Source organism: Nocardia sp. NPDC004722 (assembly GCF_053601505.1).
The window spans coordinates 1-11,409 of sequence record NZ_JBSGBY010000253.1 but is presented as its reverse complement, the minus strand read 5'-3'; the positions used below and the strand labels follow the sequence as shown (position 1 = coordinate 11,409).

Annotated in this window: 12 protein-coding genes and 2 pseudogenes; 5 read left to right on the top strand and 9 right to left on the bottom strand. The window is 67.1% G+C overall.

All coding sequences use genetic code 11. The annotated features are described in order from the left end of the window. Positions 1-502: pseudogene (locus tag ACWELQ_RS23735) on the bottom strand (malate synthase G); the annotation flags it as partial. Positions 503-685: 183 nt separating this feature from the next. Between ACWELQ_RS23735 and ACWELQ_RS23730 the strand changes: the two are divergent. Genes ACWELQ_RS23730 through ACWELQ_RS23720 form a run of 3 tightly spaced genes read left to right on the top strand, consistent with a single transcriptional unit; the run spans position 686 to position 3,362 of the window. Continuing rightward, positions 686-1,432, top strand: a complete 747-nt coding sequence (locus ACWELQ_RS23730; RefSeq protein WP_452399239.1) for an SDR family NAD(P)-dependent oxidoreductase — start codon at positions 686-688, stop codon at positions 1,430-1,432. Then, entirely contained in the window at positions 1,429-2,070 is a 642-nt protein-coding gene (locus ACWELQ_RS23725) for a TetR/AcrR family transcriptional regulator (protein ID WP_452399238.1), read from the top strand. The genes ACWELQ_RS23730 and ACWELQ_RS23725 overlap by 4 nt, the downstream gene beginning before the upstream one ends. Positions 2,071-2,072: 2 nt before the next feature. Next, positions 2,073-3,362: an acyl-CoA dehydrogenase family protein gene (locus ACWELQ_RS23720; protein ID WP_452399237.1), complete on the top strand. Its 1,290-nt coding sequence runs from the start codon at positions 2,073-2,075 to the stop codon at positions 3,360-3,362. On the opposite strand, the gene ACWELQ_RS23715 is transcribed toward ACWELQ_RS23720, so the two are convergent. The 5 genes from ACWELQ_RS23715 to ACWELQ_RS23695 form a co-directional block, all read right to left on the bottom strand. After that, on the bottom strand, positions 3,363-3,866 hold the full coding sequence (locus ACWELQ_RS23715; RefSeq protein ID WP_452399236.1) for a DUF4231 domain-containing protein: 504 nt from the start codon (positions 3,864-3,866) through the stop codon (positions 3,363-3,365). Positions 3,867-3,899: 33 nt separating this feature from the next. After that, on the bottom strand, positions 3,900-4,622 hold the full coding sequence (locus ACWELQ_RS23710; RefSeq protein ID WP_452399235.1) for a PaaI family thioesterase: 723 nt from the start codon (positions 4,620-4,622) through the stop codon (positions 3,900-3,902). Positions 4,623-4,727: 105 nt separating this feature from the next. Further along, positions 4,728-5,390 (bottom strand): DUF305 domain-containing protein, encoded by a 663-nt coding sequence (locus ACWELQ_RS23705; protein WP_452399241.1) that lies wholly within the window; start codon positions 5,388-5,390, stop codon positions 4,728-4,730. A gap of 20 nt (positions 5,391-5,410) precedes the next feature. Then, the gene (locus ACWELQ_RS23700) at positions 5,411-6,988 is read right to left on the bottom strand and encodes an LVIVD repeat-containing protein (protein ID WP_452399234.1); all 1,578 of its coding nucleotides are present in this window, start codon (positions 6,986-6,988) and stop codon (positions 5,411-5,413) included. A gap of 160 nt (positions 6,989-7,148) precedes the next feature. Then, a complete protein-coding gene (locus ACWELQ_RS23695) occupies positions 7,149-7,493 on the bottom strand; it encodes a hypothetical protein (RefSeq protein ID WP_452399233.1) in 345 nt (114 codons plus the stop codon). A 75-nt stretch (positions 7,494-7,568) separates the two neighbouring features. Here ACWELQ_RS23695 and ACWELQ_RS23690 point away from each other — a divergent pair, with 75 nt between their 5' ends. Beyond that, entirely contained in the window at positions 7,569-7,880 is a 312-nt protein-coding gene (locus tag ACWELQ_RS23690; protein WP_452399232.1) for an ArsR/SmtB family transcription factor, read from the top strand. Next, entirely contained in the window at positions 7,877-8,416 is a 540-nt protein-coding gene (locus tag ACWELQ_RS23685; protein ID WP_452399231.1) for an SRPBCC domain-containing protein, read from the top strand. Before ACWELQ_RS23690 ends, ACWELQ_RS23685 begins: the two co-directional genes overlap by 4 nt. Position 8,417: 1 nt before the next feature. On the opposite strand, the gene ACWELQ_RS23680 is transcribed toward ACWELQ_RS23685, so the two are convergent. The 3 genes and pseudogenes from ACWELQ_RS23680 to ACWELQ_RS23670 all read right to left on the bottom strand — a co-directional run. Then, positions 8,418-9,305 carry a 3-methyladenine DNA glycosylase gene (locus ACWELQ_RS23680; RefSeq protein ID WP_452399240.1) on the bottom strand — a complete coding sequence of 296 codons (888 nt, stop codon included), beginning with the start codon at positions 9,303-9,305 and terminating at the stop codon, positions 8,418-8,420. Further along, entirely contained in the window at positions 9,305-10,369 is a 1,065-nt protein-coding gene (locus tag ACWELQ_RS23675; protein WP_452399230.1) for a hemolysin family protein, read from the bottom strand. Before ACWELQ_RS23675 ends, ACWELQ_RS23680 begins: the two co-directional genes overlap by 1 nt. Then, a pseudogene (locus tag ACWELQ_RS23670) lies at positions 10,362-11,312 on the bottom strand (hemolysin family protein); the annotation flags it as partial. The gene ACWELQ_RS23675 and the pseudogene ACWELQ_RS23670, both read right to left, overlap by 8 nt. Positions 11,313-11,409: the final 97 nt, after the last annotated feature.

Below are 11,409 nucleotides of genomic sequence, written 5' to 3'. Positions count from 1 at the left end.
CCTTGTCACCGCGGACCTTGTTGTAGCTCGAACCCTTCTCCGCGCCATTGGCCTCGGAGATGGCATCGGTGCCGTACAGGGCGTCGTACAGCGAGCCCCAGCGCGCGTTCGCGGCATTGATGGCGAAGCGGGCGTTCATCACCGGCACGACCAGCTGCGGTCCGGCCTGGGTGGCGATTTCGGCGTCCACGTTCTCGGTGCCGATCTGGAAATCGGCCGGTTCGGGACGGAGATAGCCGATCTCGGTGAGGAACTGCTTGTAGGCAGCCTTGTCGTAGCCGGCGCCGGGGTTGGCGCGGTGCCACTCGTCGATCTTGGCTTGGATGTCGTCGCGTTCCGCCAGCAGTGCGCGGTTGCGGGGACCGAGGTCATTGATGACGGCCTCGGCACCCGACCAGAACGCGGCGGAATCAACACCGGTGCCGGGGAGGGCCTCGTTCTCCACGAAATCGTGGAGCACCTTGGCAACCTGCAGCCCGCCGACCTGAATCCGCTCTGTCATCTACTGCCTCATTTCGAGAAGCCGGGTGGAAAAAGTACGCGCGTCATATTACTCGCGGTTACTGGGCGGTATTTCACGGCCCGGGGGTTGGGGCCTCGCGCGATGGGTCTTGATTGTATCGATCGGTATATTTAATGTACTGGGTGGAACATTTTCTGGCGGGTCGTCGCGAAGGTGCGGTTCATGGGAAAACCCTTGTCGGGCAAGGTCTCTGTGGTAACGGGCGGCAGTCGCGGGCTCGGCCGGGAGATGGTCCTCGCGCTCGCCGAAGCGGGATCCGATGTCGTCATCGCCAGCCGCAAGCTCGACGCGTGTGAGGAACTAGCCTCCGACGTGCGTGCCAAGACCGGGCGACGGGCTCTCGCGGTGGCCTGCAACGTGGGGGATTGGGGCCAGTGCGAGACGCTCGTCGAGGCCGCTCACGGCGAGTTCGGCCGGGTCGACGTGCTGATCAACAACGCCGGGATGTCGCTGCTTTATCCCAGCTTGGACCAGGTTTCCGAGGCCATGTTCGACAAGGTGATCGCCACCAATCTCAAGGGCCCGTTCAGGCTCTCGGCCCTCCTGGGAGCCCGCATGGCCGCGGCGGGCGGCGGATCGATCGTGAATATATCTTCGATCGAGGCCGCGCACCCCGAACCGCTCGCCGTGCCGTACGCCGCCGCGAAGGCCGGTCTGGAGGCGCTGACCGTGGGGTTGGCGCACACATACGGGCCGGGCGTGCGGGTGAACACGATTCGCTGCGGGCCGTTCGCCACGGATATCTCCAAGGCTTGGCCGGAGGGTCTCGCCGCGGAGCTGGCCCGGCACACCGCGCTCGGCCGCATCGGCGCGCCCGCCGACATCGTCGGGGCGGCGTTGTTCTTCGCCTCCGACGCGTCGGCCTTCTGCACCGGCGCGACCCTGGCCCTCGACGGTGGCTTCCGGTGACCGCCGAGGTCCCCGCCCGCCGCCGCGGCCGCCCGCCCGCCTCGGCCGCCGCACCGGGGGAGACCCGGGACCGGATCGTGCGTGCCGCGCTGGAGCTGTTCGCGGAGAAGGGTTTCCACGGCACCGGCGTCGCCGAGATCGGGGACCGCGCCGATGTGCAGCGCGGTGCGCTGTACTACCACATCGGTTCGAAAGAGGAACTGCTGTGGGAGATCCTGCGCGACTACACGCGGCTCATGCTCACCGAGGCCGAGCAGATCGCCGGTGGCTCCGACTATCCGGTCACCAAGCTGCGCAAGCTGATCCACAGCCATGTCCGGCTGATCATCGACAACCGCAGCGCGGTCGCCATCCAACTGCGGGACGGTGCCGCGCTGACCGGCGAACGCGCGGGCGAGCTGCAGGAACTGCGCGACCGCATCCAACGCCTGTGGCAGCAGGTGATCGACGCGGGCAAGGCCTCCGGCGTGCTGCGCACCGCCGACCACGTCGTCACCAACAGTCTTCTCGGCATGCTCAATTCGGTCACCTTCTGGTACCGCGCCGACGGCCGCCACACCCCCGACGAAATCGCCGACATTCTCGGCACCACCGTCCTGGACGGACTCATCCAACCCCGCAAGAGCACGAAAGGCTGATCATGGCTTGGGATTTCGGCACCGATCCGGACTACCAGAAGAAACTCGACTGGGTCGCGGAGTTCGTCAGGACCGAGGTGGAACCCCTCGACCTGCTCTACCCCAACCCGTATGACCGCCAGAATCCGGAGATCCGGGCGCTGATGAAACCCTTGCAGCAGCAGGTGAAAGACCAGCAGCTGTGGGCGTGCCACCTCGGCCCCGAGCTCGGTGGCCCCGGTTACGGGCAGCTGAAGCTCGCCCTGCTCAACGAGGTGCTCGGCACCTCCATGTGGGCCCCGCTCGTGTTCGGCTGCCAGGCGCCGGATTCCGGCAATGCCGAGATCCTCGCCCATTTCGGCACCCCCGAGCAGAAGGCGAAGTACCTGCAGCCCTTGCTCGATGGTGAGATCGGCTCCTGCTACGTCATGACCGAACCCACCGGCGGCTCCGACCCGACCGCCTTCCAGACCCGCGCGGTGCGCGACGGCGACTCCTGGGTCATCAACGGCGAGAAGTGGTTCAACTCCGCCGCCGAGTTCGCCACCTTCCACATCGTCATGGCTGTGACGGATCCGGAAGCGCCGCCGCACCAGCGGCTTTCGATGTTCATCGTGCCCGCCGACACCCCCGGCCTGGAGGTGGCGAAGAACTTCACCGTCCCCGGCTTCAGCGAACACGAAGGCCACCTGCGCTTCACCGACGTCCGCATCCCCGCTGACTCCCTGCTGGGCGCGGAGGGCCTGGGCTTCATCGTCGCCCAGACCCGCCTCGGCGGCGGCCGCGTCCACCACGCCATGCGCACGGTCGCCTTGGTGCGCAAGGCCTTCGACATGATGTGCGAACGCGCCGTCTCCCGCCCCATGGGCAAGGGCGTCCTCGGCGGCAAGCAGCTCACCCAGGAGAAGATCGCCGACTCCTGGATCGAAATGGAACAGTTCCGCCTGCTCGTCCTGCGCACCGCCTGGCGCATCGACAAGGAACAGGACTACCGCAAGGTCCGCCACGACATCGCCGCCATCAAGGTCGCCATGCCGAAGGTCATGCACGACATCGCCCAGCGCGCCATGCACCTGCACGGCGCGATCGGCGTCAGCACGGACCTGCCCTTCACCGACATGATGACCTACGCCCAGATCATGGCGATCGCCGACGGCCCCACCGAAGTCCACAAGATCACCCTGGCCAAAGAGGTCCTGAAGAACTACACGCCCGCGGATCCGGTGTACCCGACCGGCTACCGCCCCGCCCTTCGTGAACAGGCGCGCGCCTTGGTGGCCGATCGCCTCGAACACACCATCGCCAACCTCTGATCAGGAAGCGGGGGTGGGTTCGTCGATGGTGCGGACGTAGGTATCGACGTAAGTGTTGAGCAGTTGCTCGATATTGGTGACGAATTTGGTGGCGTTGGCGGTGGTCGGGCCGCCTTCGTAACCGTCTGCGCCGGAGACGAACTTCCAACCCTCCGAGAGCAGGGCCTGCTGGGTGCGGCGGTTGGTGGCCAGGCGCTGGTCGGTGCGGAAGATGGCGGTGGAGCCGGTGGCCACCACCGCCACGCCGCCCGCCACCGCCGTCGCCGAACGGATCAGGGAGCCTTCGAATCCGGCCAGACCGGTCACCACCGCGCTCGCGCACAGGGCGATGAACCGGGTGAATTGCCCCCAGCTGCGGAACCGGCCCGCCAGGCGGGCGGTGACCGTCACTTCGCGCGCATAGGTGCTGTTCCAGAAGTCCTTGAACGCGGGACCGACGGTGTCCCAATTGATGACCGCGGCCATGGCGTCGGTCTGGGCTTTCGGCGATGAAGAACCTGCCACGCGGTCAGTTTGTCATGATCGGTGGCATCCCGCTCAGGAGTTGCGCGGCTCGATCCAGAGGGCCTCGGCGAGGGCGCACAGGTCGCCGTCGGGGGTGGAAAGGGCTACGCCGACAGTGTGTTTGCGGCCGTCGCGCGCTATCACCCAGGCGTGGGAGATGTAGTCGGCACCGGCGAAGACGGGGGCGTGCTGAGTTGCGGTGAGAGCGGCGGTGAACGTGCCCTGACCCATCCTCGAGAAGACGAAACCGGCAAGGCCGCCAGGACAATCGAGCGCCGACCACACGACTTCCGGTGGCAGTTCCCCGGTTTCGTCGGCCAGGCCCGGATCGGGCGTCCAGGCCGTGGCCATGATCTCGGTGCCGGGCACGCGCCACGGGAACAGGCGCAAGCCGCGCCCGGGCTCGCAGGCCGCGCCACAGCCGTAGCAGTCGGTCACGCGGCGCGGGGAGGACAGTGCCGTGTCGAGCGCGGACTTCGCCTCGGACCAGGACGGCGCGGGGATCGGGTCGAGGGTGAGCACCGACGGGCTCGCCTCGACCAGCAGGATGTCGTCGACGGCGGTGAGGGTGGCGCGGCCCAACTCGGGCCGCGACAGCAGGATCGGGGTGTTCACGGTGACCGGTCGGCGGAAATCGACGCGCACGGTGTCGGCGTCGAGTTGCCCCGCGAGCAGGCCCGCCAGGTGGCCGCCGAACGCGAGCTCCGGATAGCCGTGGATGTGCGCGGGGATGGTGAGCGCTTCAGCCTGGGTCATGGTCGAGATCATCCCCTTCCCGGCCGCCGTGGCCGATCGACCTCTCGACCATACCCAGGGGGCTGACCACGGATCCCGTGAGATTTCACACCGGCGAAAACGCCCTCACGACAACGGCTGGGCACCCCGCTGCGCGAGCATGACAGTCATCAGCCCCGCCTCCTGGGATTGCGCGGTGATCATGCCCCGGGCCGCCTCCTTCACCGGACCGGAGGCCAGCAGCGCATCGGCCGCCTTCGCCATGGCCACCCCGCCACGGTGATGACGCAGCATCAGTTGCAGGAACAGCACTTCCGCGTCCTGACCCCGCGCGGTAGCGAGGGCGTCCAGCTCGGCCTGGGTGGCCATTCCGGGCATGCTGGTGCCGTTGGCGCTGGTCATCGTCGACATCCCGGCCACAGACGAATGCTCTTGTGCGGCAGCGGTGTTCATCCAGGCCATCGGATGCCGTGAATCCGGTGCGACATTGGCCAGGCGCAGCCAGCCGAGCATGGTGCCGATCTCCATGCGCTGGCTGTCGCCGATCTGCTGGGCCAATCGCCGCACGGTCGGGTCGACGCCGGAATCCAGGCGCAGCACCATGATCAGCGCCTGTTCGTGATGCGCGGTCATGTCCTGACTGAAGCCGATCTCGACCGGGCTGAGTACCGGTGTGGCCGAATGGTTCTCGCCGGCCAGTGGTCGCACCAGGAATCCCGCCGTGAACACGGTCAGGAGCAGCGCCGCGAATCCGGCCGGTCGCCGCCAGCGATATCCGGCCGCACGCAGGCGATTACGCAGGTTGCCGGTCACGACCCCACCACGGACTGCTGATCGGCGGGCGGCGTGTACACGTTGTCGGCGAGCTGCAACACCATGAACCCGTTGTCATTGCAGGTGGCCCACAACTGGCTGCCGTGCCACTCCGGCGGCGAGAAGCACCAGTCGGTGGACAGGTCACCGAAGGCCACCATGCCCGTCCGAGACGACAGCGCCTGATTCGGATCGAACTTGCCTTCCAGCACCGCGCGCGCCGCCGACGGGAACTCCATGAACGGGACGCCGATGAGCGAGGCCAGCGCGTGCGGCGAGTTCCACAGCTCCAGATTGCGGCCCTTGCGCGCGGGCGGGTTGAAGTAGGCGATCTCTTTGGCGTGGAAGGGATCCCGCACATCGAAGACCCGGATGCCGGACTCCTCCCAGCCGCAGGCCAGCGCGGTCGGGTTGGTCGGGCGGTCGGCGGCGCAGTAGTGCGCGTCGTAGGAGAACACCGAACCGCCCATGGCCGAGGCCATCGCCGAATCCTGATTCTCCGGCAGGTTGATCTCCAGTTTGATCTTGGCCGCGACGGTCGGGTTGGTCTCGTCGGAGATGTCGATGAGCTTCACCCCGCCCGCGCCGCCCTCGTCGACGGTGAACAGGTACGGCTTGCCGTCATAGGTGACCGGAATGCTGTGCTGCGTCGCGAAGCCGTCGGTCCAGAACACCCGTCCCAGATGGTTCACCTGCGGGTTCGGATCCCGCCGCTGCACCGCGCTGATATCCAGCACGGTGAATCCGGCCAGCGCCGAGAGGTACATGCGATTACCGTCCGGGCTGATCCCGAACCCGTGCGCCTCGATGCCGGTCAGGCCCTGCCAGATCACGTGCGGATTCGCCGGATCGGTCAGATCGACGGCGCTCACGAACCCGGGCGCGATGCCCGAGGCCCAGTAGGTGCGGCCGTCCGGCGAGAACCCGCCCTCATGGGTCGTGATCGGCAGCGGCATCAGTAGATTCGTGCCGGAGCCCTGGTTCAGCAGCCGCGGATGCGCGCAGTCGGAAATGTCGTAGACCGACAGGTAGCCCGCGCCCTCGCCGACCGGAACGCCGGTGCCCACCAGCAATTTCCGCTCGGCATTGACCTTGAGCGATTCCCAGGTGCCCGCCAGCATGGCCGGTTCGGTGAGGCTGCCGGTGACCACCGGATTCGCCGGATCGGAGACATCGAGGACCTGCACGCCCTGCGCGGGCCCGAGGATATTGCCCGGGAACAGCGACCCGGTGTAGGAGCAGTGGTCGTAGGTCGTGGAGGTGATGCCCGCGCCCTTGCCGACATACCCGCCCACATACGACAGATTGCAGCGATAGCCCAGCGTGCTGCGCCCGCCGTTGCGGTCCTCGGCCGAAACATCGCCCTGGATACCGGTTTCCGGCAGCGCGTCGTCACCGCAGTCCGCGCGCGGCACGGACGTGCGCCCCACGTCCAGGAACTGCTGCACCTGGTTGAGGATGTCGGATTGCAGATCCGCCGATGCTCCCTGCATCGGCAGCACGGCCGCCCCCAGCAGCGTGACCGCCAGTACCGCCGCCGGCTTGGACCGGCGTACTCGCGTGAACCGCCTCATCGCGGCACCCCCGTCTTCGTTCGAAACACAAGCTCGGTGACCCACCGCACAGCACGTTGTCCGATGTGGTCACGGTTACGTCTCGAAACGTTAACCCATGAACTGACCGGCCGGTAGGGGTAGCGCGAAATTGTCTGTGACAGTCCGTCTAGGTCGGGTGCTACGACTGCAACTCGGGGATGGGCTGCTCCTCGAGGACGACGATCTCGCACTGGTCGGCCCAGTGCAGATGGTGATGGTCGTCGACCATTGCCAGGGCCTCGTCCATGGAATCGGCCCGCAGGATCGACATTCCTATGACGCCGCTGTCGGTATCGGTGATTCCGGTCGGCGTGACGCGGCGCGCGTTGCCGAGCGGTCGGCCCGGATCGACGAGCGCGGCACCGAGGCGGTTGCCCCAATCCGCCCACAGCCGCATGCCTTTCGCGGCTTCGGCGGGCGTGGCCTGCGCGAATCGCTCGGCGACGGACAGGGGTGCGAGGTAGAGAACGATGTATCGGTTCATGCCGCCGACAATAGGTGACCAAATGGTCACATGTCAACGGTCATGTGACCGTATGGTCTCGTATAAGGTGGGGGCGTGGACGAGGACGCGGTGTTCAAGGCGCTGGCCGATCCCACCCGGCGATATCTGCTCGACGCGCTGTTCGCCCGGGACGGTCAAACACTGACCGAGCTGGAATCCGGCCTGGAAATGACCCGATTCGGCATCGGCAAACACCTGCGCCTGCTCGAGGACGCGGGCCTGGTGACCACCGTCCGGGACGGCCGCAAGAAGCTGCACTACCTCAATCCCATACCGATCCGGCTGATCCACGACCGCTGGATCGACAAATTCACCGAGCAGCAGCTCTCCGCCCTGACGGATCTGAAGAAGGACCTGGAATCGTGAGCCTCGACGACATTCGCGCGCGGGCTCGCCCTGAGGCCCGGCAGATCCATCGAGTGATCATCGCCGCCCCTGCCACCCGGATCTGGGAGGCGATCACCGATCCGGAGTGGACCGTGCGCTACGGATTCGGCGGCCGCAGCGTCATCGAACCGCGTATCGGTGGCGCGTTCACGGTCTTCGCGCCCTCCGGACCGCGCCCGATCGACAGTGAACCGGAACTCATCATTCAGGGCACGGTCACCGACTACGACCCGCCGCGGCTGTTGGGCGCACGCATCCGATTCCTCGGCGACGTGAACCTGGTCGCGGAACCGGAAACCTACCTACGCTACGAGATTCGCGACCGCGCCGACGGCACCTGCGCCCTGACCGTCGTCCACGAGGTGACCGGGGCACCGCTCATCGCGGTCATCAGTTCCGGCGACCTGGAGACGGAAGGCTTCGGCGGCGGCTACCCGTTCATGCTCAGCGACCTGAAATCGCTGTTGGAGACCGGTAATGCGCTGCCGGTCAGCCGACCCACCCGCAAGGGTTGAGCTACAGCGCGAGCAGATCGCGGCAGGTGTCCAGCAGCCGGGCCCGCAGGACGGCCGCCCGTTCGGCGATCTCGGCCTGCCCGCGCACGTACTCGGCACGCCCGGACGGGGTTTCGATCCGGATCGGCTCGTAGCCGAAATCCCGCAGATCGTACGGGCTGGCTTTCATGTCTAGTTCGCGGGCGGCGCAGGCCAATTCGAAGGCATCAAACAGCAGTTCGGAGCCGATCAGCGGGGTGAGTTTGAAGCCCCACTTGTAGATGTCCATATTGGCGTGCAGGCAGCCGGGCTGCTCGCGGTCGACCTGCAGCTCGCGGGTCAGCGGCTCGATATTGAGCGGGACCGCTTCGGGGGTGAAGAAGCGGAAGGCGTCGAAGTGGGTGCAGCGCAATTGCATCGACTCCACTACCGCGTCGGTGCCCTGGGTGCCGAGGCGGAGGGGGACCTGTTGGTGGCGGACCTCGTCGGTGCGGTAGACCATCGCCCATTCGTGCAGGCCGAAACAGGACAGCTGGGCCGGGCGGGTGGCGGTGGCGGTGAGCAGGCCGGCCACGAATTCGACGGTATCGCGCCGTTTTTCGAGGAACTCGGGGTCGGCGGTCCAGCCATCGGACTCCTGGTCACCCAACGAGACTCGGTGGTAGCCACGGAATCCCGCGTAATCCTCGGCGTCGGCCAGGACCACGCCGTAGCCGGGATGCCAGCGCTTGAGCTGGGCGGGCTTGTGACCGTAGTAGGTGAACAGGAAGTCGACCACCGGATGCTTCTTACCGGCCGCCCGCCGGGCGAGATACGGGCCGACGAGCGCCTCGACCCGGTCACGGTGGGCGGCCGCCCGGCCCCGCCAATCGGGGCCGGACAGCACAGCGGATTCGGTGCGCGCGTTCATCATTCGGCGAGGCGGTGGGTGGCGTCGCGGACGGTGCCGACGAACTCCTCCACCAGGTCTTCCAGGGCGACGATGCCGACGGTGTTGCCACGGCTGTCGACCACGCGGCCCAGATGCGAATTGGTGCGGCGCAACCGGGCCAGCGCCTCGAACAGGGTGGTGCCCATGCTCAGCGTCGGCAGCGGACGGATATCGGTGCGGGGGATGGGCGTGCCCGGGCCCGCGTCGTCGTCGGCGGTCAGATCCAGCACATCCTTCACGTGCAGGTAGCCGACCAGTGAACCGTCGGCCGCGCGCACCGGATACCGCGAGAAACCCGTTTCCGCGACGGCGGATTCGATATCGCCGAGCGTGGTCCCGTCCCCGCGCAACGGCACCGACCGGGCCGAGGCCAGCGGCACCATCACATCGGCGACGATGCGGTCACTGGAACCCAGCGCCTGGGTGAGCCGGCGGTGCTCCTCCTCGTCGAGCAGTCCCTCCGAGCGGGATTCACCGAACATCTCCGCCAGCTCCACCGACGACACGGTGGAATCCAGCTCGTCCTTCGGCTCGATCCGCAAGGCCCGCAACGTGATATTGGCCGCGAAGTTGTAGATCGCGATCAACGGCTTGGCCAGTCGCAGCCACGCCAAATGCAGCGGAACCAGCAGCAGCGCCGAGCGTTCCGGCCCGGCCAGGGCGATGTTCTTCGGGATCATCTCGCCCAGCAGGATGTGCAGGATCACCACGATGGTCAACGCCAGCGCGAACGAGATCGGATGCAACAGCGAAGCGGGCACGCCCAGCAGATCGAACGGCTGCTCGAGCAGATGCGCCACCGCGGGCTCGCCCACGCGACCCAGCAGGATCGAACAGATGGTGATGCCCAGCTGCGCGGCGGCCAGCATCATCGACAGGTTCTGGCCCGCCTCGATCACCGTGTTGGCGCTGCGCTTGCCCTGCGCGGCAAGCGCTTCCAGGCGGTCGCGGCGCGCGGAGATGAGCGCGAACTCCGCGCCCACGAAGAACGCGTTGCCCAGCAGCAACACCAGGGTGAGCAGGACGGCGTACAGGTCACCCATGATCGTGCTCCCAGATCGCGAGGGCCTCGGCGTCGACGGGGCGGATCAGCACCCGGTCGATGCGGCGGCCGTCCATGCGTTCCACCTTGGCGATCCAGCCGCCCTTGGTGTGCGGCTGCTCGAGCTGATGGTTGCCCGGTTGCGGCAGCAGCACCTCGTCGCCGGTCTCCGGGATGCGGCCCAGCCGGGTCAGCACCAGGCCGCCGAGCGTCTCGTACTCGCCTTCGGGCGCGTCGTATCCGGTGGCGCGGGAGACCTCGTCGACGCGCAGCAGACCCGAGCAGTTCCAGCCCGTCGGGGTGCGGCGCACATCGACTTCCTCCTCGTCGTGCTCGTCGCGCACATCACCGAGGATCTCCTCGATCAGATCCTCCATGGTGACGATGCCCGCGGTGCCGCCGTATTCGTCGACCACCAGCGCCACCTGCATGCCGTCGCGGCGCACCCGCTCGAGCACCTCGTCACCGTCGAGGGAGGCGGGCACGATCGGCACCGGCTTGGCGATGGACTCCAGCTTGATATTGCGGCGATCCTTGGCCGGATACACGAACACCTGCTTGACGTGCACGAACCCGAGCGTGTTGTCGAGGTCGCCCTCGATGACCGGGAACCGGGAGTAGCCGGTCTCGCGCGCGGCGTCGATCAGATCGGCGAGAGTGCAGTCCTGATCCAGGGTTTCGATGGTCATGCGCGGAGTCATCAACTCCTCCGCGGTGCGCTCACCGAACTGCAGCGACCGATCCACCACCTGCGCGGTGCGCTGATCCAGCGCCCCGTGCAACGCGGAAGTCCGCACCAGCGAACCCAATTCCTGCGGCGACCGCGCCGAGCGCAACTCCTCTGCCGGTTCGATGCCCACCCGGCGCACCGCCCAGTTGGCGACCCCGTTGAGGAACTTGATCATCCACTTGAAGGTGGTGGAGAAGGCGATCATCGGCCCCGCGGCGCGGTCACCCCAGGTACCCGCCGACCATCACATCCCCCGAGACCGAACCGCAAAACCGCAAACCAAAACCTATTTCCATCGAGACCGAACACAG

What these genes read in the sequence shown, in the direction of transcription:
- ACWELQ_RS23695 (WP_452399233.1), bottom strand. Translation starts at nt 7,493, where the DNA reads ATGAACCGATACATCGTTCTCTACCTCGCACCCCTGTCCGTCGCCGAG.
- ACWELQ_RS23675 (WP_452399230.1), bottom strand. Translation starts at nt 10,369, where the DNA reads ATGGGTGACCTGTACGCCGTCCTGCTCACCCTGGTGTTGCTGCTGGGC.
- ACWELQ_RS23720 (WP_452399237.1), top strand. Translation starts at nt 2,073, where the DNA reads ATGGCTTGGGATTTCGGCACCGATCCGGACTACCAGAAGAAACTCGAC.
- ACWELQ_RS23680 (WP_452399240.1), bottom strand. Translation starts at nt 9,305, where the DNA reads ATGAACGCGCGCACCGAATCCGCTGTGCTGTCCGGCCCCGATTGGCGG.
- ACWELQ_RS23730 (WP_452399239.1), top strand. Translation starts at nt 686, where the DNA reads ATGGGAAAACCCTTGTCGGGCAAGGTCTCTGTGGTAACGGGCGGCAGT.
- ACWELQ_RS23710 (WP_452399235.1), bottom strand. Translation starts at nt 4,622, where the DNA reads ATGACCCAGGCTGAAGCGCTCACCATCCCCGCGCACATCCACGGCTAT.
- ACWELQ_RS23700 (WP_452399234.1), bottom strand. Translation starts at nt 6,988, where the DNA reads ATGAGGCGGTTCACGCGAGTACGCCGGTCCAAGCCGGCGGCGGTACTG.